The organism is Streptomyces sp. NPDC101225 (assembly GCF_044767585.1).
Classification (GTDB): domain Bacteria; phylum Actinomycetota; class Actinomycetes; order Streptomycetales; family Streptomycetaceae; genus Streptomyces.
This window is the reverse complement of sequence record NZ_JBIWOE010000054.1, coordinates 24,035-49,484: the sequence shown is the minus strand read 5'-3', so window position 1 is coordinate 49,484 and position 25,450 is coordinate 24,035. Positions and strand designations below refer to the sequence as shown.

The window sequence follows — 25,450 nt, the reverse complement described above, 5'->3', positions numbered from 1 at the left end:
AACCATCTGGTGCAACCGACTGAAAGCCATACCCGGCGTCTCTGGATCTCAGGACCTTACGACGGCCCGTCCAACCCACGAACAACGTAGGACCGACTGACCGGTACCGGCGCCCGGGGCACGACGTCCTGACCGGCGCCCGCCGGCGCTCCCGGGGCGTGCCACCGGGAGGGCGCGGCCGGCCGCGGCCGCGAGGCGGGGGACATCGTGGTCGCGGTGGAGATCAGCCGCAGTCCCCGATGCCGCGAGCACACCGGACCGCGTTCGCCCGGCGGCGGCTCCCCGTCCGTGCGACCGCCGACGCCTCCGCCACCACGCGGCGACCCGTTCCGCGTCGCTGCGGTGGGCGACCGGGCCACGAGCCGCCCCTTCTGTGGACTGCGGGGATTCCCGACAGCGGTCCCGAGAATGAGTGCTGCCGGGGCCGGCCCCGCAGCCCCCCGTTTGACCTGCTGCTTTCTGGTGCAAGGTACGGCCATGAGCATGATCGGTGAGTACCTGCGTGTCACGGCTGCAGAGCTGGACCGAGCGATCCAAGATCCTGACTGGGCATGGGACCTCGTCGAAGAGGTCCATGACACAGAAGAGGAGGAAGAGGAGACGGAGTCTGCGCCGGTCGATCGACGCCACTTCAGCACGTACAAGACCTGGGACCTACTCCGCTTCCTGCTGGCGCGCGCCGAATGCCCCGTGAACGTGGTCCACGGTGAGGAGCCGTTCGCCGAGGACGAGGACTGGGGGTACGGGCCGCCGAGATACCTGCGGCCTGAGCGCGTCCGGCTCGCGGCGGAAGCTCTGCGGGCCACCAGCTACGACCAGCTCATCAGTGGCGTGGATCCTTGAGACCTCAGCCTGGGAAGCTCGGGTGTTCTAGCGCCGGCTGTCTTTCTGACCTGCAAGGGAGCGACCTCAGCGCCGGGCTCGTCGTCCTTCGACTCCCCGCGTTCCCGTGGTTCCGCACTGGATCTGACACGGAACTGGCACGAGGAGGCCCCTTCCCCGGAGACGAGTCGGCACGGTACCTCTGCCTCTGATGGTTAACCCCCCGGGATGCGGACGACGGGCGGGAAGGTCGCTGAGGCCTGCGGGCCTGGCCAGTCAGCCCCTGAAGATCCAGGACATTCGCTGATGGTTGACGTGATTGCTGTACTTCGCTGCTGGACGACACTCGGGCAGAACAGCGTCCTACCTTCCTTTCGCGCCACGGGAAAAAAGCCACAGGGCGAGGAAAAGTGCTACCGGGTAGACGGCGTCCGACAAGGGCTCAGGCATCAGCTTTTGCAGGACAACGGTGCACGCGGCCAGGGCTATCCATCCGACGAGCAACAGGGGCCGTCGCGAGAGTTGCCGCAAGGCGAAACCGGCACGGCTCCAGAACGTCTCCCTCCCTGACACCGAAGATCCCCCCCGCGGTCACGTACATGAGCCTCTGGCCTCATCCTTATCAGGTCGATCACAGATCCCCTGGAGGCCGTAGGGATCCTAGATCCGGGAGCCTGTGATGGCTGCTCTCGTTCGGCTCAGTCCGCCGCTGTCGGTGTCAGCCGCTGGTGTCCGGTGCCAGGGTCTCCCTTGACAGACCGGCTCATCGCGTCCACGCCCCTGAAGAGCGTTCTGGCAAACTGCCCGCTCATGAGTGAAGATCGTCCTGCGAGCATCCCCTCCGGTCTGATCGTTGAGTTGTCACGCGCCAAGGTCAAACCGGGGCCGAAGCTGAGGCCGACAGGTGGATGCGCATGCTCAACGACCGACTCGACGAATGCGTAGCCACTCTGGATCGCGAACGGATGGCGATCGAGATCGGGTTCCGGCTGCGGGAAAACGACGAGGAGCACCTGTACTGGGTCACCGTGCGCGGTGAAAACGGCGCAGGCCTTGATCACAGCCTTCCGATCGATCGCGATCACATTGAACAGGCGAAGCGGACGAAGGAACCCGGCTGGGTGGAAGCCGAGCCACAGGTGCTCATACTTCCGGACCTCTGCTCCGGCTGTCCCATCCGCTGCCCGTCAGGAGCGGCCTGACGGGCAGCGGTGTTCGGGCCCGGCTGGTGGTGACCAAGTGTCAGTGCACTCAGCCCGTTCCGGGTGACTCCTCCTGTACCGGTGTGCCACGCCCGACGGTCAGGGACCAGCGCACGGCCGAGGACGCCTCGACGGAGACGACTCCGCTGCGGTTCACGCCCGAGACGTCCAACTGGTTGTAGGTGGTGCTGACTTGGTCGGCGAGGCATTCCAGGGGGAAGGTGACGTGGACGGACCGCACAGCGACTTTGACGGTGCCCTTGCCCTGGCAGCGCACCGCGACGATGAGCGCGTCGCCCTTCTTTCCCCCGCTGAACTCAATGCTGGCGTTCCCCGTGGTGGCCTTCTGGCGTCCGGCCAGTGTCTCGTCGGGTTCCAGCTCCGGTGGCTTTTCGACCGGGGGCTGTGTGCTGCTGGGAGTGGCGGCGACGGTGGCCGAGCCCGGTTGGGCGGTGCTGGTGGATGGTGCGGGCTGCTTGGCGTCAGTGGGGTCCGACGTGCAGGCGGCGACCGGGAAGAGCGCGGCGGTGCACGCGATGCTCAGCCCCGCGAGGGTTCGGCGCGACATGTCACTTCTCCCAGATGGCCCAGCCGACGCGGTGCGGCGTGTAGATCGTGACGTTGTGCTTGCTGTCCTTGCCGCAGTTGACGTACACGTACTGGCTGTAGCCATAGCTCTTCAGGCGATAGACGCCGTAGCGGCCGTAGGTGGTCTTGTGGGACGGGGTGTTCACGCTGATGCTGTTGCCGATTTTCGCGGTGAGTGACGCGGACACCGACACGCCGAACTTGCCCTGGATCTCGACGACCGCCACGCTGCCCTTCACCTGCAGCTCGCCGGTGTAGGCGATGCCTACGGTGCCGGTCACCTCGGAAGTGAAGGTGGACTTGGCGGTGCGTGAGGTGCCGTTCCAGTTGGCCTGTTCGGCGCCTACGCCCTTGTGGTAGTCCTTGGCCTTCGTCGTGGGGTGGTAGTACCAGCCCTGTTCGCAGCCGCGGCCGTCGGGCGAGTTGCCTGTGTGGTTGGCTGCGCCGGAGGGGGCGGGGGCCTCGGTCTCGGGGGCGCTTTCGGTGAGGTTCGTTTCCTCCGGCTGGTCGGGTGGCGCTGTCGCTGTCGCTGTCGCTGTGGCTGTGGTCTCGGTCGGTGTTGGGGGCGGGTCGTCCGCCAGGGCGGGGCCGGCACCGGCGACAACGGCCAGGGCGACGGCAGGAGCGAGCAGCGCCCGTCTGGGCATGCGCATGTAAATCTCCTTGGTCAAGGGAGGATTGGCGCAGTGCGGTGAATTGCTCAGCCTCGGCTGACGGGATCATGCCAGCGTTGTCGAGCGGACTGCCAGCTTCCGATGCGTTCCCTGAGCAAGATGTGAGCTTCGCACTTTCGAAAGGGATTAATGGGGCTATATGGAGCCGGCCCCCAGGGTGGAGACATCTGTGGTCGGGCAGGGGGAAGCGCTCGGACGCGCCACCGGGAGGACGTCGCCCCGGGGGCGGGATACATCCGCATCCGCAAGAACCGGCTCCGCCCCAAGTACACCCAGAGTTGTGGAGACGGCCCGCGCGGCCGAAAAGCCGGTTACTGCCCTCAGAAGCAGCAGACCCGCCGTGAGCACAAGTCCACCAAGTCTCGTGCCGGGCGTCGCACGGTTGGCCTGCCCGATCCCCTTCCACATGTTCGTCCGGCGGTTCGGGGGCGCGCGGGAACGTCCTGACCCGCGGTGCAGCAGGGTTGGGTGGGGCTTCCGGACGGTGCCGTACACCAGTGAATGCAACCAGAACTGCAACCATAGGAGTGCGGCCGTTGCTCACGCCCTGCGCCAGGCGCTGAGCAGTTCCTCGGGGCCGTACACCGCCTGAAGGCCGGAACAACCGACCCCGCTGCGGGAGACCGCCACGAGGGGTACCGGCTCGTCGGTGATCGCCGCCCGGTGCTTCTGCAGCGCGGCCAGATCGTGGTTGCCGAACGCGGAGTTCTCCAGCCACTTGACCGAGCCGAGAAAGAGCAACTGCTGGGCCACCGGCTGCCGGTTGGCGCCCACCAGGTCGATTTCGACGTCGTTGCTGCGGGTCCAGTACCCGCCGATCGCCGGCGCGGCGGGCAGGTCCCCGTCCGGCAGGAGCCGGGCGAGGGATTCCCGGACGAGAGGTTCGATCGCGCGGCCACGCCAGCTCGTCCACCGCTCCTTGATCCGGCTCAGCGTGAGATCTCCCCGCATCCGCTCGATCTCCGCCATGTGCGGATCCAGAAACGCGAGCCAGAACCGGAGATAGGGGTCGGCCACACGGTAGCGGCGTTCCTTCGACGGCCTCAATGAGAGCGGCAGCTCGGCGGCCACGACCCGTTTCTCGGTCAGGACGTCCGTGGCTCGGGTGAGAGTCGTGTGCGCGATGCCGCCGGCCGCGCGCGCGATGTTGGTGAAGGTCCGTTCCCCGCTTCCGATGGCCCCCAGCACCTCCCTGCTCATCGCCTGCGGTGGAAACTCCGCGGCCAGTGAGCGCTCGGCGGAGACCAGCAGAGCAGAGATCGGGTTGTCCAGCGAGTCGCGCAGGAACTCCCAGATATCCGTTCCGGCCTGCCACTCGGCGCAGATCAGGGGAAGACCGCCCGTGATCAGGGCGGCGTCGAACGCGGCCGCCGGAGACAGGCCGAGCATCTCGCCGATGTCGGCCGGGTTCAGGGGCCCCACGACCATTTCCCGGCCCCGCTGGTGAAAGGGGCGGTCGTAGCTGTTCAGCGCCTCCATCATCGACAGATCGGACCCGACCAGGAGGAGAAGCACCGGCTTGCGGCTGAGCAGGCGGTCCCATGCCCGCTGGAGCATGCCCTCGAAGGCGTCGATGCGGTCCATGAGATAGGGAACTTCGTCGATGACGATCACGCTCGGGCTGTCGTCGGGAAGAATCTCCGCAAGCAGCCTGAACGCCGCGTTCCACTGTTCTGGAGCCTCCTCCGTGAACAGTTCCCGTTCCGGGAGGGTGGATCTGGCGACGGCGTCGAGCAGTTCCCTCAGCTCGTCCTCCGCGGTGCCGCCCGCCGCGGTGAAGAAGAGGTACGGCACCTCGGTGCGCCGAAGGAACTCTTCGACGAGGCTGGACTTGCCGACCCGCCGTCTTCCCCGCATGAGGATGCACTGCCCCGGTTTCACCGCCCCGACGGCATCGTGAACCACCTGCAAGGCATCGCCGAGCACGTTCAGCTCGCGGTCCCGCCCGATGAAGCGATGCATGGCAAGCCTCCCGATGGACATAGTATCGGTAGAGATACTATCTCCATCGATACCATCTCTCTCCTTGTCTGTGCAGTTCGCTCATGACGCTGTGGATGCGGGAGAAGGTGACGACGCGCTCGGCGTCCCGAAGGCGGCACCAGGCTTCGAGGCAGGGCGGGTCGAGCACGAGGCGGCTGAGGGTGCGTGCGGTCCGGTCGCCGGAGGCGGCGATGCACTCGACCGTGACGGCCGCACCGGTGTCGAGGGCGTGTGTCACCCGACGGTCCGACGGGGGTAGCCCTGGGCGAGGGCGGACGCCCTGGCGCGTGCGGTCGGCGCGAGCTTTCCGGAGGTGGGTTCTGCCGAGTCCGCCGGCCTGGAGCAGCAGCGGCCAGGCGAAGGACGCAGCCGGGGCGCCAGGTGCGGGGGCGGCTGTTCCCTTCGTCCCCGGATGTGGGACGTGCGCCGGCACGCGGGCCCGAACCGGGTGTTTCCGGGCCGCCCGTCCGTGCCGGGGAAGGCGTTCCCGTACGGGTGCGGACGGCCCCCTCGGTCCCGCCGCTCCGTAGAGTCGGGGCGAGCCGGCACGGCCGTGGGAACAGGGAGGGCGGAGTGATGGCCAAGAGCGCGAGGGAGCGGCTGGGCGTGCTGCTCGGCGGGTCGAAGGCGGCGGAGTTCAGCGCCCGGCTCGACGCACCGGCGGACGGTGTCGGCCTTGAGGTGGCCGGGGTCGGACCGGTGCGTCTGCCGCTGCGCGCGCCGCAGGTGAAGAAGCTGATCGCGGTGGCGCGCCCGGCGCTGTTCGGCCGGAGGGAGGACACCCTGAGCGACAGCAGTGTGCGCGACACGTGGCAGATCCTGCCGGACCAGGTCACGCTGGGCGGCCCGGCCTGGCCGACACTGCTCGACGGCGCGCTGGAGTACTTCCGGGGCGAGCTCGGGCTCCCCGCGTCGACCCGGCTGAGGGCCCAGCTGCACGCGCTCCTCGTCTACGGCAAGGGGCAGTTCTTCCTCCCCCACCAGGACTCCGAGAAGGACGACGCCATGGTGGGCACGCTGGTGCTCTCGCTGCCCTCGGCCCACACCGGCGGCGAGCTGGTCATCGGGCACGCCGGGCAGAGCCGGACCTACCGTGCGTCGAAGACGGAGCTGAGCCTGGTGGCCTTCTACGCCGACTGCCCGCACGAGGTGACACCGGTCAGGAGCGGCTACCGGGTGACCCTCACGTTCAACCTGCTGGCCGAGCGAGGGGCCCCGGAGCAGGAGTCCGGCCCGCTCGACGACATGGCGCACTGCCTGGAGCAGCACTTCGACGCACCGGCCAGGCCGCGCTACGGCGGCCAGGCCCTCGACCCGCCCCGTCGTCTCGTCTACCTGCTCGATCACGAGTACACCCAGCGGGGTCTCGGCTGGCACCGGCTCAAGGGCGCCGACGCGGAACGTGCCGCGCTGCTGCGCGCCGCGGCGGCCCAAGCGGGGTGCGAGACGGTACTCGCCCTCGCCGAGGTGAAGGAGACCTGGGACGCCACTCCGGCCGGGTACGACCCCTGGGACGACTACGGCTACGACGAGGAGGACGAAGAGGGAGGGGGAGAGGAAGCAGCCGCGGTAGAAGGCGCGGGTGCCGACGAGGACTACGAGCTGGGCGAGCTGATCGACGACGAGATCACCCTCGGCTGGTGGACCGGTCCGGACGGCATCGGCGGCGAGGAGATCTCGCTGTACGTCTGGGACTACGAGAGCTGCGCCAGCACCCCGAGTACGGACCTGAAGCCCTATGACTCCCAGTACGAGGGTTACATGGGCAACTACGGCAACACACTGGACCGCTGGTACCGGCGGGCCGCGGTCGTGGTGTGGCCACGCGACCGGGCCTTCGCAGCGCGCGGCGAGGCCGGATCACGGTGGGCACTCGACGAACTGTGGGCCCGTATCACCAAGGGCGACCGGGACGGCGCACGCACCGCGGCCGATTCCCTCGCGCCGTTCTGGAAGGGCAGCGGTGTACAGCCCGGGCAACTCGGAAGCGCGCTGCGGGTGGCCGAGGGCCTTCAGGTGCCCGGTACCGCCGCGATGCTCCTCGAACCGTTCCGGATCGACGCGCTTACTCCCGAACACGCGGACGACCTGGCCGCGGTGGCGAAGCGGTACGGCGTCCCGTGGCTGGGCCAGGTCACCGAGGGCTGGTTCGGCGACGCGCGGAACCGCTTCGAGGAACACCGGTACGACTGGACCGAGCGGCTTCCCCAGCTGTGCGCGGCACTGTGCTCCGCCCGGAGTCCTGCGGTGGCCCAGCTGCTGTTGACCGGGGCCTGGACCCGGGTGGACGGCGAGCTGCGGCTGTGGACCGTAACCGGGCCGGCCGAGATCCGCCGCGCGCGGTTGGAGCGGTTGAGCCTGCCGCTGCTGCGCATCCTGGAAGTGGCCGACACTCGGCTGCGCGGCCGGATCATGGCAGCGTTGCGTTCCTGCCCGGACACGGTCCTCGAGTGCCTTCTGCCGATGCTGCGCCACGCCGCGCGGGAACAGGTGGAGGGCGAGCCCCGGGCGGCGGAGCTCGCGGCGGTGGCACAGGAGTGCGGGGACCGGCTCGGCGCGCTCGCGCGACGGGCGCCACGTGCTGCGGGCGACTGGTCGGTGGCGTGGACCGGGTGCGGCTGCGACCTGTGCGGCACCCTGGGTACGTTTCTCGACTCCCGTTCGCGGCGGACGCTGGAGTGGCCGCTGGCGAAGGACGGGCGGCGGCACGTGCACAGCAGGATCGATGCGGCCGAGCTGCCCGTAGACCATGGGACCAGGCGGCAGGGGCGCCCGTACAGACTGGTGCTGACGAAGACCGAGGAGCTGTTCTCGCGCGAGCGGGCGACCCGCCGTCAGGCCGGAGCCGACCTGGCCTGGCTGGCCTCGACATGGAACCTTTCCGGCGAGGTCGGAGTTGACGCGAGGCCGTGACACAAGGCGCGGGGCGCGGGAGCGACGCCGGCGAAGGCCGCCAGGGCGTCCGCTGAGCCGAACTCCTCCCGGCCGCCGCCGACGGTCGCGAGGAACTCCGCGCCCAGGACGGCGCCGATGCCGGGGACGCTCTGGACCGTCAGCGCGTTCGTGTGCGCGAGCCCGGTCGTCGACGAGTTTGAATCCAACTCGGCGATCTGCTCGTTGAGGGCCATCCCTTCCCTGGCTGGGGTCGGCGACTACCACGTTGTCCACACCGCCGCCGGACCGTCAGCTGATCGTGTGGGTCCTGGCCGTCGGCAACCGCCGCGACATCCACCGCCAAATCCCGCAGGACCTCCGCAGTGCAGGTCGGTGCCGACTCTCCGCCGGGGCTGCGGGGCGTGCGCCTGCCCGCCAGCCGAGATACCCCGAATGTGGCCTGTAAACGCAACCAGAACTGCAACCGGCGCACACGGAGGAGCCGAGCCGCAGTGGCGGCTCGGCTCCTCGTTTCGCCTGTTCAGGCGGCTGCGGAGGATACGAGATTCGAACTCGTGAGGGGTTGCCCCCAACACGCTTTCCAACTGTGGTGGTGGGGTCGGGGGCCTCGGGCGGGGCCGTTCACCTGCGTTCATGGGCGGCCGGACGTGGGTACGGCTACCGCCTTCGGTCTGGTCTGAACGGCCGTGAACGGCGGTGAATGAGACGGAAACTGAGACGGATGGCGGGGCCGGGCTCGCTAGCATCATCGCTGTTGAAGGGGGGAGTCATGGCGCTTGTCCGCAAGGGGTCACGACGGATCGTTGTCGACGGCACGGTCTACCGCTGGCGGCTGCGAGGCAGGCCGACGTACTTCCGGGGCCTGGCCTGGTCGCCGTGCACGTTCGCGGTGGAGCATGCGGACATGCCGGGGACGACGCTCGTGGTCACCACCGACCAGCCGCATCCGAGTAACTGGATCGGTCGCGAGGCTGAGCCTCTACGGTCGGCCGGTGTTGCCGCGGCTGTTCGGCGCGCCCTGCGTGAGGGCTGGACTCCGACCGCTCCGGGCTCCGCGTTCCATCTCGACCAGTCCGCCGGCTTCACGCCTTCGTGCTGAAGAGCCGGGAATCGTTGGTACCTCAGGCGACGACAGTGCGCCACGATGGTGGGGACGCCGACAGACCACGCGCGCGTATGCCTCGCTGCACCCCCACCGGCCTCTGCCACGCTGCTGGGTGTCGTCGACCAGAGCAAGCCACGACGGCCAGCCCGTGAGGACAGTGCCTCGGCCCTCAGCTTGGGAAGCTGGGGGCGTTTGGGGGCAGTTCGGGCGCTGACCTGGGTGAACGGCGGGTTAGCGTCCCTGTCGGGCTCGGCAGCCTTCCCCGTGATTCACCGCTGTTGCCTGCTCGTTCTGGTGCGCTAGTGGTGCGCTGGGCCCATCCTCGTTCTGGTCTGGTCGGTTCGGGCCTCCTCACCGGGGCCGGCGCACTACCGTCGGATACATGAAGGTCCGTCACAACGTACGTGCGGTTCTGCTCGACGGCGGTCAGCTGGTGTTCCTGCGCCGAGGATGGCCGGGCGGTACCTCCTACTACACGACCGTCGGTGGGAGCGTCGAAGCTGAGGATGTTGACCTTGAAGCGGCTCTACGTCGTGAAGTGATGGAAGAGATCGGTGCCACGATCGGCCCGGCCACTGAGTTCCTGACCTTGACCGAGCCCGGTGACAAGGTCAGCGTCGTACAGCACTTCTTTCGCGCTGACGTGCTGGACATGGATCTCAACCGCCGCAGCGGCCCTGAGCTTGATGATCCCGACACAGGCGACTTCTCGCCGGTGCGAGTCGCGTTGAACGCGTCAGTCGTGCGAGGGCTTGAACTCCATCCACCCGAACTCGCCGACTACCTAAGGGAACACGCCGAGAGTTGGCGTGCCTGAGGGGCAGCACGGTGATCGATCCTTGGGGCGATGACTGCTTCGTCCCGAAGCAACTTGGGCGGGCACTCGACCTTGGGCCGCAGAGCGTCTCACCTGCGGCGGCGGTCCGCTGCCGTTCGCGGGCGTTGTCACGCAGTTAGACACTCACCCCGTGCGGCTCCTGGTGCGCCGGATCAGCGCACGCCAGCTCAGTTCTCCGGGTTTTGGCATGGCTGTACCAGTGTCGCAGACGAATGGGGGTGACCTGGGGTCGTCGCCTGGGACACCTGTCACTGGTGGTCGCCGTCGGTCACTGCTGAGCGGCGTCGGACGGCCCAGGGACGGCCCGAGATCCTTGACTCCCCCACGGCCTGACCAGCTTGCATGGAGTCCGATCCGGGAGATTGGGGCGCGCAGTGGTTCCCGGCCACAAGGGTTGGCGACGCATTCTCGTCGACGGGACGGCTGACCGCCCGCGCCAGTGCCGTAGACCGACCTACGGCAAGGGGCTTTACGCGGTGTAAGTAGGGACCTGTGCCTGTCTGCGGGCCCCAGAACTGCCGGAGCTCGGCAATGTGCTGCCGGACCGCGAGTGCCATAGTGACCGTTGGCCGAGGGGCACTTTGGGGGGAAGGCTATGGCGAAGTCGCGGAGCAAGGCGGTCCGGAGGCGGGAGTCGCGTCGCCGTAGGGCAGCTGCCCTTGGCGGGGGCTCGTATTGCGCGCCGGTCCGGGGCGCTTCGCGCCGGCATCATCCTGCTCGGCGGTGGGCGTGGCTGAGGAGTGCGATTCGGGGGCAAGGCGTCCGGCCCCATCCGCTACGGCGCCTTCTGTCGTGCTGTGCGGCACTGTTCTTCCTGGTTGCCGTGGGGGTGCTGGGCGCCGTGGGCGCTTCGGCCGCAGGGTGGGTAGGGGATTCGGGTGTGTTCACCGCACGCGAGTGCCACTTGGAGTCGAGTGGCAGGGGAGGGAAGTCCACGGTCTGTTCCGGTGTGTTCGTCGCGGATGACGGAACGCTGACTGACCGGCAGGCCAATCTGGCCTGGCCTGGAGGCCGAGCAGGCCGCGAGACGCGGGTCCGTACCGTGGTGCTGGGCGGCTACCAAGAGGAGGGTGCTGACGATCTCGCGCTGATCGTTTTGATCATGGTGGTGTTCGGGGGGATGGCCGTCGTGTGCGGAGTCGCCGCCCTGTCCCCGCAGACCAGAGACCGGCTGGCCGGTGTCTCCTGGCCAGACTTCGGCAGACGTGGGAGAAGGTCACCGTGACGATGTGGAGCGTGGTCGCCAGATGCAATCACCTATATTCCCCAAGCCTCCGAACACCATTCCCACCTGCTCAGCCCACCACCCAACCCCAGCTCCCATCCCGTCCGCCGTCGACCCACACACCGTGGAGCGGGCGTGGTCCATGGCGTCCAGGTGGAGCGCGCCACTGTACGAACGACCTGGACGCCATGGGCCGCGTCTGCTCGGCTCTGCCTGGGTCGACGGCGGACGGGATGGAAGCACCCCGCGCACGCCACTACAGGCCCGCAGTCGGCGACGGCGCCCCCTCCATCCCGGTGTCGGCCGATCCCCCGCCGGAGGCATCATCTTGTGCCCGCGGATAACGTCCCGCCCTTGCCCGCATGCACGCAGCGCGCCGCCGGGCGCGGCCAGCCGGGGCGAAGACAGGAGGCAGGCCGCGCCGCAGAGGCGGCGCGCGCCCGCGCCGTGCGCGGGCCTTGAACCCGTGAAGAAGGTTGTTACTCAGCGGGGCATGTGGGGCTTGAAGTCGTATGCGCAGGCTGGGAGTTCGGCCTCTTGGCGGTGGGCGAGCGGCAGGAAGATGACCGGCCGGAGCGTCCAGGTGATGCGCATGTCGGCGTTGCTGACGGACACCGTGCAGGGCTCGGAGTTGAGGAGGGCCCGGCGGGTCGCGATGCGTCCTTGGTACAGCCAGCTCCATGCCTCGTCGGAGGCTTCCGGGTCGAGGGCCGGTGAGATCGTGCGAAGCGTGATGGCGACCCATCGGTCTGCCTGTTGTGCCGAGTAGGCGTCGAAGGATGCCCGGAGCGTCGGCGGTTCTGTCTCGTGGGTGAAGTCCTCGGTCCAGCACTCGCACCAGAAGCCTCAGCGGGGCCCGTCCATCAGCACTGTCGGCCTCCGGGGCGCGTGTAGCACGGTGCCGGCTTCAAGGCGTCTGTCGGGACGCGGAGTTCGGCAGTGATGGTGCGCCCGGTGTTGTCGCCGTGAACCACCACGTCGTCGGCGAGGGTGGCGACGATGGCCAGTCCTCTGCCGTTCGTGGCGTTGCCGGATGGTTGCTGGATCTCGGGCGCGGTGCTTGTGGCTCCCGAGTCGGTCACCGCGATGACGGTGATCAGCTCGGAGGTGGTGAGCGTGACGCGGAAGGTGCCGGCGGGCTCGCCGCTGGCGGTGTGCGTCAGGGCGTTCGTGCCGAGCTCGGTGACGATCAGCGCGGCGTCCTCGGAGTGGGGGTGGCCGTCGAGCGCGGCACGGGTCCAGCTGCGTGCGGCGCGGAGCTCCTGGGGATCCCCGCGGAAGGTGCGATGGTGGGTGGGCAAGGCGTCCTCCGTGGCGGTGACCTGCCGTTTTCTGCGTCAGCCTTGCTGACCGGCTGACACGAACCATGCAGAGCCGTACAATTAGTACTAGCACCGTACCGAATGTGCGCGTACTTGGAGTGCGGGTTCGTACTTTTCGTGCGGGCGGGTGGCGCATAGCGTTCGCCGTGCGGTCTGGTGCTGACCTGGATGCCATGGAGAGAGGACTTCGCATGTTCGGACTGATGGTGCGCTTTACCTGCAAGGACGAGGCTGCGGCGGCCGGTTTCGACGAGCTGGTGGCGCGGACCGGCGAGGAGATCCGTGCGAACGAACCCGGAACGGTGATCTACACCGTGCACCGGGTTGACGGTCGACCGCTGGAGCGCATGTTCTACGAGCTCTACCGGGACAAGGAGGCCTTCGAGGAGCACGAGTCGAAGGACTACGTGCGGGTCTTCCTCGACGAGCGGAACCAGTACCTGGCGGCCACAGAGGTTGATCGCCTGGACTTCGTGTCCGGCAAGGGCGTGGACGTTGAGCACTGAGTATCAGAAGTCGCTCGGCCGCAAGATCGCCTTCAACCGTAAGCGCCGGGGGCTGTCGCAGAAGGAGTTCGCCGGCCTGCTGGGGCGGTCGGAAGCCTGGGTGTCCCAGGTGGAGCGAGGCGTACGCCGCATCGACCGGATGACCGTCCTGGAAAAGGTCGCAGACGTCCTTGAGGTTCCGGTCGCCGAGCTGGCGGCTGAGGCCCCCATCGTTGCGTCGGTGACCGAGGGCGAGCCGCCGGGGGCAAGTCGGCTGCGGATGGTGCTGAGTGCCGCGCATTCTCTGAAGGCGGTCCTCGGGCAGCAGAACACCACCCCCGATGTCCCGGCGCTCCGCGCCGAGGTCGACCGTGCCTGGTCGCTCACGCATCAGGGCAACTACGCCGACCTGGCCGAGTTGCTCGAAGCGCTGGTTCCGCGGCTGGAATCGGCCACCCGCTCGGTTCCGGAGGCGGAACGTCCCGAGCTGTTCCGGCTGCTGGCGGTCATGTATCACACGTGCAGCGGTGCCCTCGCGAACATGGGGGAGCCCGAGGCGGCCTGGATCGCCGTAGACCGTGCGGTGGTTGCTGCCGAGCGGGCGAATGATCCACTGCTGATGGCGGCTGGTGAGTTCCGCTTGTCGCTGGTCTTCCTCGGTGCGCGCCACTTCGAGCAGGCGGCCCAGGTGTCCGGTAGTTCTGCTGATGCACTGCGGCCTCTGGCCGACTCCGGGCAGGTTGAGGCGGTGGCGCTGCGCGGTGCCCTGACCTTGCAACGGGCGGTCGCCGCCGCTCGGTTGAACCTCGCCGACGAGGCGTACGGGTATCTCCGCGACGCTCGCGAGATGGCGACGCAGGTCGGTGATGGCCGCAACGACTACAACACCGAGTTCGGGCCGACCAACGTCGGCCTGCATGAGGTGTCGGTCGCGGTCGACCTCGGGGACGCCGGAGTCGCACTACGGGCTGCTGCGGCCGTCGATGAGTCGGGGCTGTCCGCCGAACGCCAGACACGGTTTCAGATCGACGTCGCCAGGGCCTATGCCCAGCGCCGGCAGATCACTGACGCGGTCTCGGCGCTGCTGAGAGCACGTCAACTGTCACCCGAGATGGTGCGGGCGCTGCCGATGGTGAAGCAGCTCGCGGCGGACCTGCTGACGATGGCCCAGCCGCCCTCTGAGGAACTTCGCGCCCTGGCGGCGGAGTTGGGCGTACACGAAGTACGGACTGGTACTTGAAGTACTAGACAGTACTTCGGGTACGGGTTACTGTGGTTGGTGTCAGCACACCCCTTCGCATCCGGCGGAGTGGGTCGTGCGGGCATGCGAACGGACCGGAGCAGGAAGGCAGTCCTGCACCGGTGCGTAAGCGGAACGGCCACAGAAAACAGATGTGGCCTGAGCGGGAGGGCAGCCCACTCAGGCCGGGTGCGTCTTTGGCATCAACGCTCCTGGAGCGTATCGCGCCCAGCCGGTATGAGGTCAACCTCCCGTTGCGTAGTCATTCGTCACTGAATGCGGCCGTACACGTGTGCGGCGCAACCCAAGGGAGAGCTTTTCTGTGCGTGTCATCCGTGTAGAGACCTCGGCGGCGACGATCCTGCTGACCGAGGCTCCGGAACCCAAGGTCCGCGACCGGCAGACCGGTGAGCGGGCCGTCGACGCCGTCAGCGGCGAGCCGCTCATGACGATCGGCGTCGTCTACATCGAGGACGGCGAATCGGCGCTGGTCAAGGTCACCGTTCCGGAGAGCGGCATCACCGAGGGCCTGACGCTCGGTGCTCCGGTCTCGCTGGTGGGCCTGGTGGCCCGGCCGTGGGAGAGCGTGTTCAACGGCCAGCAGCGGCACGGCATCGCCTATCGGGCCACCGCCGTTGCTCCGGGCGTCTTCCCGATGGCTCAGGCGGGCTGATCGCCATGACCGACCTGTTGACGTGGGCCGAGCTGGGCGGGTCGCTCACTGCGATAAGCGGTGCGGTCTATGCCCGGCGGGCTCACCCGGCGGCGTACTGGTCGACGGTCGGCTTACCGGCCTCGATGGTCCGGCTGCTGGCCTCGTACTCCTCGACCATGGACGCCTGCGGTCTGACCGCCGAACCCCCGCGGTGGCGGGCGCTGGCCGTCCGAGCGACCACGCGTCGTGAAGTTCGGCCCGTCCCGCCCCGCCGGGGCATGATCCGACCCACCTCGACCGGTCTCCGGATCCGGCTGAGGCTCGCTCCGGGGCAGGAACCGGCGGACGTGGCCGCCTCCGCGGAACGGCTCCGTCACGCCTGGGGGGTACACGCCGTGTACGTCCGCGACATTAAGCCCGGTGTCGTTGAACTCCGGCTGGTCGGCTTCGACGTGCTGCGCAAGGTCCGCTTGCCCAAGCGCGGAGACAGCGGTTTCCTGCGGGTGCCGGTGGCTCTGCGGGAGGACGCGACCGCGTTCGTACGCGACTACCAGGCCGTTCCTCATGAACTGGTCCTCGGCGCAACGCTGTCGGGCAAGTCCATGTTCCTGCGCAACCTCATCGCCAAGCTCGCGGCTCAGCCCGTGGTCCTGGCCGGCATCGACTGCAAGCGCGGTGTCGAACTGGCGCCCTTCGCCGCGCGCTTCTCCGCACTCGCCACCGATCCGGAGCAGGCGGCCGAGCTGCTGCCCGTACTGGTCAAGGAGATGGAGGACCGGTACGACCTGATCAAGGCCCGGCAGGGCATCGCCCTCGGCACCCCGGACGAGCTGATCACGTCGGACGTTTGGGGCCTGCCGGAGGACGAACGCCCGTCTCCCATCGTGCTGTTCATCGACGAGGTAGCCGAACTCTTCCTCGTCGCCACGCGGAAGGAAGAAGAGCGGCGCGACGAGATGGTTACGCACCTGATCCGGCTTGCCCAACTCGGCCGTGCTGCGGGGATCTACCTGGAGGTATGCGGGCAGCGCTTCGGCGCCGAGCTGGGCAAGGGGGTGACCATGCTCCGCGCCCAGCTCACCGGCCGGGTCTGTCACCGCGTCAACGACGAAGCCTCCGCCAAGATGGCGCTCGGTGACATCGCGCCCGAGGCGGTCCATGCGGCCTGCGCCATCGCTCCCGAACTGCCCGGCCTGGCCGTCGTCGGCGACACCTCCGGCGGCTGGTCCCGCATCCGGACGCCGTACCTGTCCCTGGCCGACGCGGCAGCCACCTGCCGTGAGGCGGCCCACCTCGCCCCGGATATCCCGGCGCTCACGCCCTTCCGGCCCTACGTCCCGCCCGTTCCTGCCAAGGAGTCCGGTCCGGCGACTGTTCCTCGGCCGCTCCCCGAGTAACCCCTACCCCGCTCCAACGGCGGGCGCGGCCGACCCGCGCCAAGTCCCTACCCCACTCATGCCTGGATCGCGGAAGGAAGTCCCGTGACCGCCACCATGTCCTTCTACGCGGACGCTGGTACCAGGGTCCGCCTCAACCAGTACGGCACACGCCGAGCTCCGATCCTCGCCCTGGACGGAGACGACCACTCTCTACAGGTCTCCGCCTTCGCTTGTGTCCCGGTCGCTGATCATCTGTCCTTCGCCCGGCGGCTGGCTGCCGCATGTGCCGATTACGTCACCGCGTTGGAGGCGTACGCCGTCTCGCAGGCCCAGGACGACCGGAAGCCGGACGAGGAGGCGTGATGCGGCGGCCGGTACGGCTGGACGCCGTGCTCGTCCAAGCGCTCATCGCCGCCGCTCTGTCCTTCGCCCACCTGCACGACCTGGCGGCGGCCGCCGGACAGGACGGCTGGAAGGCATGGGCCTACCCCGTCTCCGTCGACCTGCTGTTGGTGGCGGCCTGGCGGCGACTGCGTTCCGGCGGCGTGAAGGCGTCCGGATGGTGCTGGTTCCTCGTCGCGCTCACCGCGTCGCTCGGTGCCAACGTCGCCACCGCCGGGATGCTCGACCTGGGCGCCGTACCGGCCTGGCTGCGCATCCTCGTCGCCGGGTGGCCCGCCATCGCCTTCCTCGGCGGAACGCTCCTCGCCCACGGGTCACCTGCGCCCGAATCGGCACCGTCCGTGGACGAGCAGGCGGCCCCCGCTTCCTCCGTTCTCCCCGAACCACTCGCATCGGAAACGGAGTTGCCCCAGAGCTCTCCAGTCTCCGTCCCGCCGGCCCTCGTCTCGCTCGGACGCAAGCTCGCCGACGAGCACCAGGCCCGGACCGGAACCGCCATCGACTCCTCGACGCTTCGCGCCCGGCTCGGAGTCCCGCTGCCGCTCGCCGAAGCGATTGCTGCCCAACTCTCCTGATCCTGGAGGACTTTTCCCCTTGCGCCCGTCCACGCTCCGCGTGCTCAACCGCGCTGCCGAGCTGACCCGACAGAACCGCTTCACCGAAGCCGTGCTCATCGCCGAACCAGTGATCCTCACCGCCGACAACGCCGAGGGCGAGGAGATCCGACGCTGGCTCGTCGACCGCGTCACCGACTTCACGCGCAACCGCCAAGACGACCACAACGCCTCGAAGGAGGCTGCCTGATGCCCGTCAACCGCCGCTTCCGCAACGTCGTCCGCATCGGCCCAGTCCGGGTCGGCACCTCCTACGACGGCCGGGGCCGGGAGAAGCACTCAGCCGCCTGCACGGCTCCGCGCTGCGGCTTCTCCACGGACTACGACAGCCGCGCCGCCGCCGAACTGGCCGCACGCACCCACCGCTGCCGCGTCCGCCGATCCTCCGAGGAGATCTCGTGACCGTCTCGCTTCCGCTCGTCTTCGTCCTGGGCGTCGTCGCCTGGGCGGCAATCAAGTTCCTCGGCATCCGCCTGTGGGTCGCCGTCGTGATCGCCCTGTTCGGCTTCTGGCTCTCGCACACCTTCCTCGCCTCCGCCATCGAGACCGGCACCCGCTCCGGGGTCGGCGTCGTCAACGGCACCGACAAGTGACAAGGAGGTCCACCGTGCTCCGCCCCAAGTTCCCCGACATTCCCACGCTGCCGACGACCCCGGTCGTCCCGCAGCGGACGCAGGCCCCGGTGCCCTCGACCGGCCGGTCACTGGCGCCCTACGCGGTCGCGGTCGCCGCCGTGGTCGTCGTCGGCATCGTGCTCACCGCTCTCCTGGCGGCCGTCGCCGTCACGGCCATATCGGTGGCCATCGCCGCCGTGGTCCTGCGCTCCCTCGTCAACAACACGCACAAGCGCTGAGCGGCCTCCGGGGCGGCAAAAGCCGCCAAGCATCCCGCCGCCCCGGGGCCGTCCCTCCCAACCGCCGAAACAGCCGAAAGGAACACCCATCATCACCCGGCAGACTCCGCCCCCACTGGCGGAACTCTCCATGCTGGCCTCACTCGGCACCATGCCCGAGCTGGCCGGCCAACTCTCCGGCCTGGGCGGCTGCACGCACCCCGTCCGCCTCGACGGCCACCGAACGGAGTACGCGGTCGACAAGACGACCGGGGAGATCGGCCGCACTCTGCACCACCTCGACTCCGCCGCCCTCCCCGCCGGACAGCTCCTCGTGCGCTGCAACAACCGTCGCACCACCCGCTGCGCAGCCTGCGCCGAGACCTACCGCCGCGACACCTACCACCTCGTCACCGCCGGCCTGCGTGGCGGCAAGGGCACCCCGGACCAGGTCGCGACACATCCGCGGGTCTTCGCGACCTTCACCGCACCAGGCTTCGGCCCGGTCCACAACCGCCCCACCAGCGGCCGGGACTGCCGCTGCGGTATCCGCCACGACGAGCAGGATCCGGCCCTGGGGACACCTCTCGACCCGGACGCCTACGACTACGAAGCGGCCGTGCTCTGGAACGCCCACGCCGGCGCCCTGTGGCGACGCTTCTCGATCTACCTCCGCCGGGAGGTCGCCAAGCGTGCCGGCCTCACCCAACGCACCTTCCGCGACCACGCCCGCATCTCCTTCGCCAAGGTCGCCGAGTACCAGAAGCGCGGAGCCGTCCACTTTCACGCGGTCATCCGCCTCGACGGCCCGGAGGGCGGAGACACCCCGCCCCCGGCATGGGCCTCGGCCGAGCTGCTCACCGACGCCATCCGGGCCGCTGCCACCGCCGCGCGCGTCGACGGCCCGGAGGTCGACGGCCGGACCCACCGTTTCGCCTTCGGCCGTCAGCTCGATGTCCGCCCGATCCGTTCCGCCGATTTCGACGGCGGCCAGGAGCTGAGCGAGCGTGCCGTAGCGGCGTACATCGCCAAGTACGCCACCAAGGGAGCGGAGACGGCGACCGGCACCCTGGATCGCCCGATCCGCTTCCTGGCCGAACTGGCGCAGGCTCGGATCACGGATCACGCCCGCCGCATGATCCGTACCGCGTGGGCTCTCGGCGCGCGCTCCGAACTGGCAGACCTCCGGCTTCGGGCCTGGGCACACATGCTGTGCTTCCGCGGCCATTTCTCCACAAAATCCCGCCGCTACTCCACCACCCTCGGCGCCCTCCGCGACGCCCGTGCCGACTGGCGGCGTGCTCAGGCTGCATCGCCAGCCACCTCACAGGACGCGCAGGACGGCGAGACCACGCTCGTCCTCGCCCACTGGGTGTTCGCCGGAACCGGCCTCAGCGCCGCCGAGGCCTGGCTCGCCGCCTCGCTCGAACCCGCCCCTGGAACGGAAGGAGAACCAACCCATGGTTGAGCCCCGAGCCGTAGTGGCCGGGAAGGAGGCAGCCGACTCCTCCTTGGTCCTTCTGACCGTGGAAGAAGCCGCTCGCCGCCTCCGTATCGGCCGTACGACGTGCTTCCGGCTCGTACGTGCCGGAGAGATCGAATCCGTCACGGTTGGGCGGCTGCGCCGAGTCCCCGCCGACGCCGTACCCGCCTACGTGGCCAAGCTCCGACACCAACCCGCCGAAGCGGCCTGAGGGGGACGTCATGGCAGAGAAGAAGCGCACCCGGCAGCCCAACGGGGCTTCCTCCGTCTACCTCGGCAAGGACGGGAAATGGCACGGCCGAGTGACGGTCGGCGTCAAGGACGACGGCACGCCCGATCGCCGCCACATCGAGCGCAAGACCAAGGCCGAGGTCACCAAGGCCGTCCGCGAGATGGAGCGGGCGCGGGACGAGAAGAGGCTCAGGAAGCCGGGCCAGAGCTGGACCGTCCGAGCCTGGCTTGAGCACTGGGTCGAGAACATCGCCAAGCCGTACGTCTCCGAGAACACGTACGACGGCTACGAGGTCGACGTACGCGTTCACCTCGTGCCCGGCCTAGGTGCCCACAAGCTCGACAAGCTGGAGCCCGAACACCTGGAGCGCTTCTACCGGAAGATGCAGGAGTCCGGGAGCTCCGCCGGCACCGCCCACCACGCCCACCGGACGGTCCGGGTTGCCCTCGGTGAGGCGAAGCGGCGTGGGCACGTGGTCACCAACGTGGCCGAGATCGCCAAGGCGCCACGGCTCGAAGAAGAGGACATCGAGCCGTTCACGATCGAGGAGGTTCAGAGCCTCCTGGTCGAGGCCGCCAAGCTCCGTAACAGCGCTCGCTGGGTCGTCGCCCTGGCGCTCGGTCTCCGCCAGGGGGAGGCGCTCGGGCTCCACTGGGAAGACGTTGACCTGGAGGCCGGATACGTCCGCATCCGCAAGAACCGCCTCCGCCCCAAGTACGCCCACGGCTGCGGAGACAACCTGTGCGGCCGGAAGGCCGGTTACTGCCCTCAGAAGCAGCAGACCCGCCGGGAGCACAAATCCACGAAGTCCCGTGCGGGCCGTCGCACGATCGGCCTGCCCGACCCGCTGATCAAGCTCCTCCGCCAGCACCAGGAGGAGCAGGAGACGGAGAAGAGTGCGGCCGGTACCGATTGGGAGGACAAGGGATATGTCTTCGCCTCGCCGACGGGCGGGCCCCTGAGCCCGAACACCGACTTCCACACCTGGAAGCGGCTCCTGCGGGACGCGGGCGTACGAGACGGCCGTCTCCATGACGCTCGCCACACCGCCGCGACCGTTCTTCTGATCCTCGGCGTCCCGGATGTCGTGGTCGACGCGATCATGGGGTGGGAGCCCGGGGGAGCGGCTCGTATGCGCGCCCGGTACATGCACGTCACCGGGACGCTGCTGCGCAAGGTCGCCCAGCAAGTCGGAGACGCGCTCTGGGAGCCGCCGGGAACGGGCCGAGAGCCCGACTGAGACGGAAAGTGAGACGGACGAACGCCAGAGGCCCGGACCTTGATCAAGGTCCGGGCCTCTGAGCTGGCGGAGGATACGAGATTCGAACTCGTGAGGGGTTGCCCCCAACACGCTTTCCAAGCGTGCGCCCTAGGCCTCTAGGCGAATCCTCCGCCGGAAACATTACATGACCGAGAGGAGTGCTAGCGAACTCGTTCCCACCCACCGCGATCAGGTACTCTGTGCGGAGCCCCTCACGCGGCGCTATCTGACTGAACTCCCCCAGGGCCGGAAGGCAGCAAGGGTAGGTTGGCTCTGGCGGGTGCGTGGGGGGCGTCTGCGTTCCCCCGGGGCGCTCGGCCGGCAACGGGCAGGGCAGGGCTGGGCCGGGGCTGGATGTCAGTGCGCGCCTATAACCTCGTAGGCGTGTCGTCTCTCGCGTTGTACCGCCGCTATCGCCCGGAGTCGTTCGCCGAGGTCATCGGGCAGGAACATGTAACCGACCCGCTGCAGCAGGCGCTGCGGAACAACCGGGTCAACCACGCGTACCTGTTCAGCGGCCCGCGCGGCTGCGGCAAGACGACCTCCGCCCGCATCCTGGCGCGCTGCCTGAACTGCGAGCAGGGACCGACGCCGACCCCCTGCGGCGAGTGCCGGTCCTGCCGGGACCTGGCCAGGAACGGACCGGGGTCCATCGACGTCATCGAGATCGACGCCGCGTCCCACGGCGGTGTGGACGACGCCCGTGAGCTGCGCGAGAAGGCCTTCTTCGGCCCCGCCGCCAGCCGCTACAAGATCTACATCATCGACGAGGCCCACATGGTCACGTCGGCCGGCTTCAACGCGCTGCTGAAGGTCGTCGAGGAGCCGCCGGAGCACCTCAAGTTCATCTTCGCGACCACCGAACCCGAGAAGGTCATCGGGACGATCCGCTCCCGTACGCACCACTACCCGTTCCGCCTGGTCCCGCCCGGGACCCTGCGGGACTATCTGGGGGACGTGTGCGGACGGGAGGAGATCCCGGTCGAGGACGGCGTGCTGCCCCTCGTCGTGCGGGCCGGCGCGGGTTCCGTGCGTGACTCCATGTCCGTCATGGACCAGCTGCTCGCCGGTGCGGGGGAGGCCGGTGTGACGTATGCCATGGCCACCTCTCTCCTCGGCTACACCGACGGCTCACTGCTCGACTCCGTCGTCGAGGCCTTCGCGACCGGGGACGGCGCCGCCGCCTTCGAGGTCGTCGACCGCATCATCGAGGGCGGCAACGACCCGCGCCGCTTCGTCACCGACCTGCTGGAGCGGCTGCGCGACCTGGTGATCCTCGCCGCCGTGCCGGACGCCGCGGAGAAGGGGCTCATCGACGCCCCCGCCGACGTCGTCGAGCGCATGCAGGCGCAGGCGAGCACCTTCGGCGCCGCCGAGCTCAGCCGCGCCGCCGACCTGGTCAACGAGGGCCTGACCGAGATGCGCGGAGCCAACTCGCCCCGCCTCCAGCTCGAGCTGATCTGCGCCCGCGTCCTCCTGCCCGCGGCCTACGGCGACGAGCGCGCCGTGATGGCCCGCCTCGACCGCCTGGAGCGGGGCGTGAACTTCTCCGGCGCCGCCGCGGCACCCGCGATGGGATACGTGCCGGGCGCCGAGGCCCACGGGGCAGCGGTGCCTGCCCCCGGCCCGGCCGCCGAACCGGTCCCGCCGGGCGGCGGACCCGCCGCGGCCCGCGCGGCCGTACGCACCGCGGGGGCACCGGCCGGCGGCCCGGCAGCGCCCGCCGGCCCCGGCTCCGGTCCTGGACCCGGCCTCGGTTCCGGCTCCGGTCCCGGCTCCGGCTCCGGCTCCGGTCCTGGACCCGGCCTCGGTTCCGGCCCCACGCGAGCCGGCGAACCGCCCGCAGCCGCCGTCTCCGCCCCCGCGCACCCCGCGCCCCCCGCACCCACGGCTCCCGCCGCCCCGCCCGGGGCCGCCCCCCCGCCTGCCTCCGCGCCGGCACCGTCCGCCCACGCACCGTCCGCCCCCGCTCCGTCCGGCCCCGCGTCCTCAGCCCCCGGTGCCTGGCCCGCCGCCGCCCCGGCCGGTGGCGGGCGGCGTCCCGGCGGCTGGCCCACGGCGGCTTCGGCGGGCGCCGCCCGCCCCGGTCCCGCCGCGCCCGCGCCCGCGGCGCCCTCCCCCAGGGCCGCGGCGCCCACGCCCGCCTCCGCCCCGCCTCCGAGCGGCGGCCTGGACCCCCGCATGCTCTGGCCGAACATCCTGGAGGCGGTCAAGAACCGCCGCCGCTTCACCTGGATCCTGCTCAGCCAGAACGCCCAGGTGGCCGGCTTCGACGGCACGACCCTCCAGCTCGCCTTCGTCAACGCGGGCGCCCGCGACAACTTCGCGAGCAGCGGCAGCGAGGACGTGCTGCGCCAGTGCCTGTCCGAGCAGTTCAACGTGCAGTGGAAGATCGAGGCCCTCGTCGATCCGTCCGGCGGCTCGGTCCCCCCGCCGTCCGCCCCTGCCGGCGGCGGTTACGACGGCGGCGGCCCGGGGGGGTACGGCGGCGCGCCCGCGCAGCGCCCCGCCCCCGCGGCACCCGCCCCGTCGTCCCCCGCGCCCGCGTCGCCGTCGCCGTCCCCGGCACCGCCCGCGTCCGCTCGCGCGTCCCGTCCGGCGGCGCCGGAACCGCCGCCGGTCTCCATCGAGGACGACATCCCCGAGGACGACGACCCCGACCTCAACGAGTCGGCCCTCTCCGGCCACGATCTGATCGTGCGGGAGCTGGGGGCCACGGTGGTCGAGGAGTTCACGAACGAGTAGGGCGACCGGGCAGGGCGCGTCTTGGAGGAACGTACGACCGACCCGCCCCCCGGTTCTCGGCGGGAACGCCAGCTAGGCTGATCCCGTGAAGGTCCTCGTCATCGGTAACGGCGCCCGCGAACACGCCCTGTGCCGCTCCCTGTCCCTCGATCCCGACGTCACCGCGCTGCACTGCGCCCCCGGCAACGCCGGCATCGCCGAGGTGGCCGAGCTGCACCAGGTGGACGCGCTGGACGGCGCCGCCGTCTCCGCGCTGGCCACCGAGCTCGGCGCCGACCTGGTGGTCGTGGGCCCGGAGGCGCCGCTCGTCGCCGGGGTCGCCGACGCCGTGCGCGAGGCGGGCGTCCCGGTGTTCGGCCCCGCCCGGGAGGCGGCGCAGCTCGAGGGCTCCAAGGCCTTCGCGAAGGACGTCATGGCGGGAGCGGGGGTCCCCACCGCGCGCTCCTACGTCTGCACGACCCCGGACGAGGTCGACGCGGCCCTCGACGCCTTCGGCGCCCCCTACGTGGTCAAGGACGACGGTCTCGCCGCCGGCAAGGGCGTCGTCGTCACCGCCGACGTCGAGGCGGCCAAGGCGCACGCCAACTCCTGCGACCGCGTGGTGATCGAGGAGTTCCTCGACGGCCCCGAGGTCTCGCTCTTCGCCGTCACCGACGGCGAGACCGTGCTCCCGCTCCAGCCGGCCCAGGACTTCAAGCGCGCCCTGGACGGCGACGAGGGCCCGAACACCGGCGGCATGGGCGCGTACTCCCCGCTGCCGTGGGCCGACCCGAAGCTGGTCGAGGAGGTCCTGCAGACCGTCCTGCAGCCGACCGTGGACGAGATGCGCCGCCGCGGCACCCCGTTCTCCGGCCTGCTCTACGCCGGTCTCGCGATCACGTCGCGCGGTGTACGGGTCATCGAGTTCAACGCCCGCTTCGGCGACCCCGAGACCCAGGTGGTCCTGGCCCGTCTGAAGACCCCGCTGGCCGGCCTGCTGCTCGCCGCGGCGAACGGCACCCTGGCCGACCTGGAGCCCCTGCGCTGGAGCGACGACGCCGCGGTCACCGTGGTCGTCGCCTCGCACAACTACCCCGCCACCCCGCGCACCGGCGACCCGATCACCGGCCTCGACGAGGTGGCCGCCGAGGACGCCCCGCGGGCGTACGTGCTGCACGCGGGCACCAGGCGCGACGGTGACGCGGTCGTCAGCGCGGGCGGCCGGGTGCTGTCCGTCACGGCGACCGGCAAGGACCTCACCGAGGCCCGCGAGCGCGCGTACAGGGCGGTTGCCCGCATCGGGCTCGAAGGCTCCCAGCACCGTACGGACATCGCGGCGAAGGCGGCGGGTGCCTGACGGCACCCCGCCCGGCCGAACCGCGCGGGCCCCTGATCCGTCTTGGGATCAGGGGCCCGTCGCTGTTCCGGCCCCGCGTCCCGAATTGGAATTCAAGTCAAGAACGCGGGCCTGATCTTCGCTGTCCGTCAC

Annotated in this window: 24 protein-coding genes, 1 tRNA gene, 1 other RNA gene and 2 pseudogenes; 21 read left to right on the top strand and 7 right to left on the bottom strand. The window is 69.8% G+C overall.

What is annotated here, in order from left to right; all coding sequences use genetic code 11:
• Positions 1-477: 477 nt before the first annotated feature.
• Both ACIRPX_RS41275 and ACIRPX_RS41270 read left to right on the top strand, forming a co-directional pair.
• Positions 478-843, top strand: coding sequence for a DUF1877 family protein (locus ACIRPX_RS41275; RefSeq protein ID WP_404205186.1), 366 nt, complete (start codon positions 478-480; stop codon positions 841-843).
• Positions 844-1,712: 869 nt separating this feature from the next.
• A pseudogene (locus ACIRPX_RS41270) lies at positions 1,713-2,024 on the top strand (DUF6176 family protein); the annotation flags it as partial.
• A 49-nt stretch (positions 2,025-2,073) separates the two neighbouring features.
• Here ACIRPX_RS41270 and ACIRPX_RS41265 read toward each other — a convergent pair.
• From ACIRPX_RS41265 to ACIRPX_RS41255, 3 genes are all read right to left on the bottom strand, one after another.
• The gene (locus ACIRPX_RS41265; RefSeq protein ID WP_404205184.1) at positions 2,074-2,592 is read right to left on the bottom strand and encodes a hypothetical protein; all 519 of its coding nucleotides are present in this window, start codon (positions 2,590-2,592) and stop codon (positions 2,074-2,076) included.
• A gap of 1 nt (position 2,593) precedes the next feature.
• The gene (locus tag ACIRPX_RS41260) at positions 2,594-3,265 is read right to left on the bottom strand and encodes a hypothetical protein (protein WP_404205182.1); all 672 of its coding nucleotides are present in this window, start codon (positions 3,263-3,265) and stop codon (positions 2,594-2,596) included.
• 561 nt (positions 3,266-3,826) lie between these two features.
• Positions 3,827-5,248 carry an ATP-binding protein gene (locus ACIRPX_RS41255; protein WP_404205180.1) on the bottom strand — a complete coding sequence of 474 codons (1,422 nt, stop codon included), beginning with the start codon at positions 5,246-5,248 and terminating at the stop codon, positions 3,827-3,829.
• A gap of 597 nt (positions 5,249-5,845) precedes the next feature.
• Between ACIRPX_RS41255 and ACIRPX_RS41250 the strand changes: the two genes are divergently transcribed.
• Positions 5,846-8,182 (top strand): 2OG-Fe(II) oxygenase, encoded by a 2,337-nt coding sequence (locus tag ACIRPX_RS41250; protein WP_404205178.1) that lies wholly within the window; start codon positions 5,846-5,848, stop codon positions 8,180-8,182.
• On the opposite strand, the gene ACIRPX_RS41245 is transcribed toward ACIRPX_RS41250, so the two are convergent.
• A complete protein-coding gene (locus tag ACIRPX_RS41245; RefSeq protein ID WP_404205176.1) occupies positions 8,104-8,397 on the bottom strand; it encodes a transposase in 294 nt (97 codons plus the stop codon). The two genes, ACIRPX_RS41250 and ACIRPX_RS41245, sit on opposite strands and share 79 nt — an antisense overlap.
• A gap of 536 nt (positions 8,398-8,933) precedes the next feature.
• Between ACIRPX_RS41245 and ACIRPX_RS41240 the strand changes: the two genes are divergently transcribed.
• Together ACIRPX_RS41240 and ACIRPX_RS41235 are read left to right on the top strand one after the other, a co-directional pair.
• Complete coding sequence (locus ACIRPX_RS41240) at positions 8,934-9,263, top strand: hypothetical protein (protein ID WP_404205174.1); 330 nt, start codon at positions 8,934-8,936, stop codon at positions 9,261-9,263.
• Between the two features lie 388 nt (positions 9,264-9,651).
• On the top strand, positions 9,652-10,086 hold the full coding sequence (locus tag ACIRPX_RS41235) for an NUDIX domain-containing protein (protein WP_404205172.1): 435 nt from the start codon (positions 9,652-9,654) through the stop codon (positions 10,084-10,086).
• 1,729 nt (positions 10,087-11,815) lie between these two features.
• Here ACIRPX_RS41235 and ACIRPX_RS41230 read toward each other — a convergent pair.
• Both ACIRPX_RS41230 and ACIRPX_RS41225 read right to left on the bottom strand, forming a co-directional pair.
• Positions 11,816-12,196 (bottom strand): annotated as a pseudogene (locus ACIRPX_RS41230) (hypothetical protein).
• The gene (locus tag ACIRPX_RS41225; protein ID WP_404205170.1) at positions 12,196-12,633 is read right to left on the bottom strand and encodes an ATP-binding protein; all 438 of its coding nucleotides are present in this window, start codon (positions 12,631-12,633) and stop codon (positions 12,196-12,198) included. The pseudogene ACIRPX_RS41230 and the gene ACIRPX_RS41225 overlap by 1 nt, the downstream one beginning before the upstream one ends.
• A 212-nt stretch (positions 12,634-12,845) precedes the next feature.
• On the opposite strand from ACIRPX_RS41225, the gene ACIRPX_RS41220 reads away from it, so the two are divergent.
• The 13 genes from ACIRPX_RS41220 (at position 12,846) to ACIRPX_RS41160 (ending at position 21,216) form a co-directional block, all read left to right on the top strand.
• Positions 12,846-13,160, top strand: coding sequence for a putative quinol monooxygenase (locus ACIRPX_RS41220; RefSeq protein WP_404205168.1), 315 nt, complete (start codon positions 12,846-12,848; stop codon positions 13,158-13,160).
• Positions 13,150-14,379, top strand: coding sequence for a helix-turn-helix domain-containing protein (locus tag ACIRPX_RS41215; protein WP_404205166.1), 1,230 nt, complete (start codon positions 13,150-13,152; stop codon positions 14,377-14,379). The genes ACIRPX_RS41220 and ACIRPX_RS41215 overlap by 11 nt, the downstream gene beginning before the upstream one ends.
• 322 nt (positions 14,380-14,701) lie before the next feature.
• On the top strand, positions 14,702-15,052 hold the full coding sequence (locus ACIRPX_RS41210) for a hypothetical protein (RefSeq protein ID WP_404205163.1): 351 nt from the start codon (positions 14,702-14,704) through the stop codon (positions 15,050-15,052).
• Positions 15,053-15,057: 5 nt separating this feature from the next.
• Positions 15,058-16,431 carry an FtsK/SpoIIIE domain-containing protein gene (locus ACIRPX_RS41205; RefSeq protein ID WP_404205161.1) on the top strand — a complete coding sequence of 458 codons (1,374 nt, stop codon included), beginning with the start codon at positions 15,058-15,060 and terminating at the stop codon, positions 16,429-16,431.
• A gap of 84 nt (positions 16,432-16,515) precedes the next feature.
• Positions 16,516-16,776 carry a hypothetical protein gene (locus tag ACIRPX_RS41200; protein WP_404205159.1) on the top strand — a complete coding sequence of 87 codons (261 nt, stop codon included), beginning with the start codon at positions 16,516-16,518 and terminating at the stop codon, positions 16,774-16,776.
• Positions 16,776-17,390, top strand: a complete 615-nt coding sequence (locus ACIRPX_RS41195; protein ID WP_404205157.1) for a DUF2637 domain-containing protein — start codon at positions 16,776-16,778, stop codon at positions 17,388-17,390. The genes ACIRPX_RS41200 and ACIRPX_RS41195 overlap by 1 nt, the downstream gene beginning before the upstream one ends.
• A gap of 19 nt (positions 17,391-17,409) precedes the next feature.
• Complete coding sequence (locus ACIRPX_RS41190; protein WP_404205155.1) at positions 17,410-17,619, top strand: hypothetical protein; 210 nt, start codon at positions 17,410-17,412, stop codon at positions 17,617-17,619.
• On the top strand, positions 17,619-17,831 hold the full coding sequence (locus tag ACIRPX_RS41185; protein WP_404205153.1) for a mobile element transfer protein: 213 nt from the start codon (positions 17,619-17,621) through the stop codon (positions 17,829-17,831). Before ACIRPX_RS41190 ends, ACIRPX_RS41185 begins: the two co-directional genes overlap by 1 nt.
• Positions 17,828-18,022 carry a hypothetical protein gene (locus ACIRPX_RS41180; protein WP_404205151.1) on the top strand — a complete coding sequence of 65 codons (195 nt, stop codon included), beginning with the start codon at positions 17,828-17,830 and terminating at the stop codon, positions 18,020-18,022. Before ACIRPX_RS41185 ends, ACIRPX_RS41180 begins: the two co-directional genes overlap by 4 nt.
• A gap of 14 nt (positions 18,023-18,036) precedes the next feature.
• On the top strand, positions 18,037-18,282 hold the full coding sequence (locus ACIRPX_RS41175; protein ID WP_404205149.1) for a SpdD protein: 246 nt from the start codon (positions 18,037-18,039) through the stop codon (positions 18,280-18,282).
• Positions 18,283-18,412: 130 nt separating this feature from the next.
• Positions 18,413-19,729, top strand: a complete 1,317-nt coding sequence (locus tag ACIRPX_RS41170; RefSeq protein ID WP_404205147.1) for a replication initiator — start codon at positions 18,413-18,415, stop codon at positions 19,727-19,729.
• Positions 19,722-19,955, top strand: coding sequence for an excisionase family DNA-binding protein (locus ACIRPX_RS41165; protein WP_404205145.1), 234 nt, complete (start codon positions 19,722-19,724; stop codon positions 19,953-19,955). Before ACIRPX_RS41170 ends, ACIRPX_RS41165 begins: the two co-directional genes overlap by 8 nt.
• 10 nt (positions 19,956-19,965) lie before the next feature.
• Complete coding sequence (locus tag ACIRPX_RS41160) at positions 19,966-21,216, top strand: tyrosine-type recombinase/integrase (protein WP_404205143.1); 1,251 nt, start codon at positions 19,966-19,968, stop codon at positions 21,214-21,216.
• 64 nt (positions 21,217-21,280) lie between these two features.
• Here ACIRPX_RS41160 and ACIRPX_RS41155 read toward each other — a convergent pair.
• A tRNA-Ser gene (locus ACIRPX_RS41155) sits at positions 21,281-21,368 on the bottom strand.
• A 73-nt stretch (positions 21,369-21,441) separates the two neighbouring features.
• On the opposite strand from ACIRPX_RS41155, the gene ffs reads away from it, so the two are divergent.
• From ffs to purD, 3 genes are all read left to right on the top strand, one after another.
• An RNA gene (ffs, locus tag ACIRPX_RS41150) (signal recognition particle sRNA small type) lies at positions 21,442-21,536 on the top strand.
• Positions 21,537-21,621: 85 nt separating this feature from the next.
• Entirely contained in the window at positions 21,622-23,982 is a 2,361-nt protein-coding gene (locus tag ACIRPX_RS41145) for a DNA polymerase III subunit gamma and tau (protein ID WP_404205141.1), read from the top strand.
• A gap of 85 nt (positions 23,983-24,067) precedes the next feature.
• Entirely contained in the window at positions 24,068-25,318 is a 1,251-nt protein-coding gene (gene purD / locus ACIRPX_RS41140; protein WP_404205139.1) for a phosphoribosylamine--glycine ligase, read from the top strand.
• The last annotated feature ends 132 nt before the right edge of the window (positions 25,319-25,450 follow it).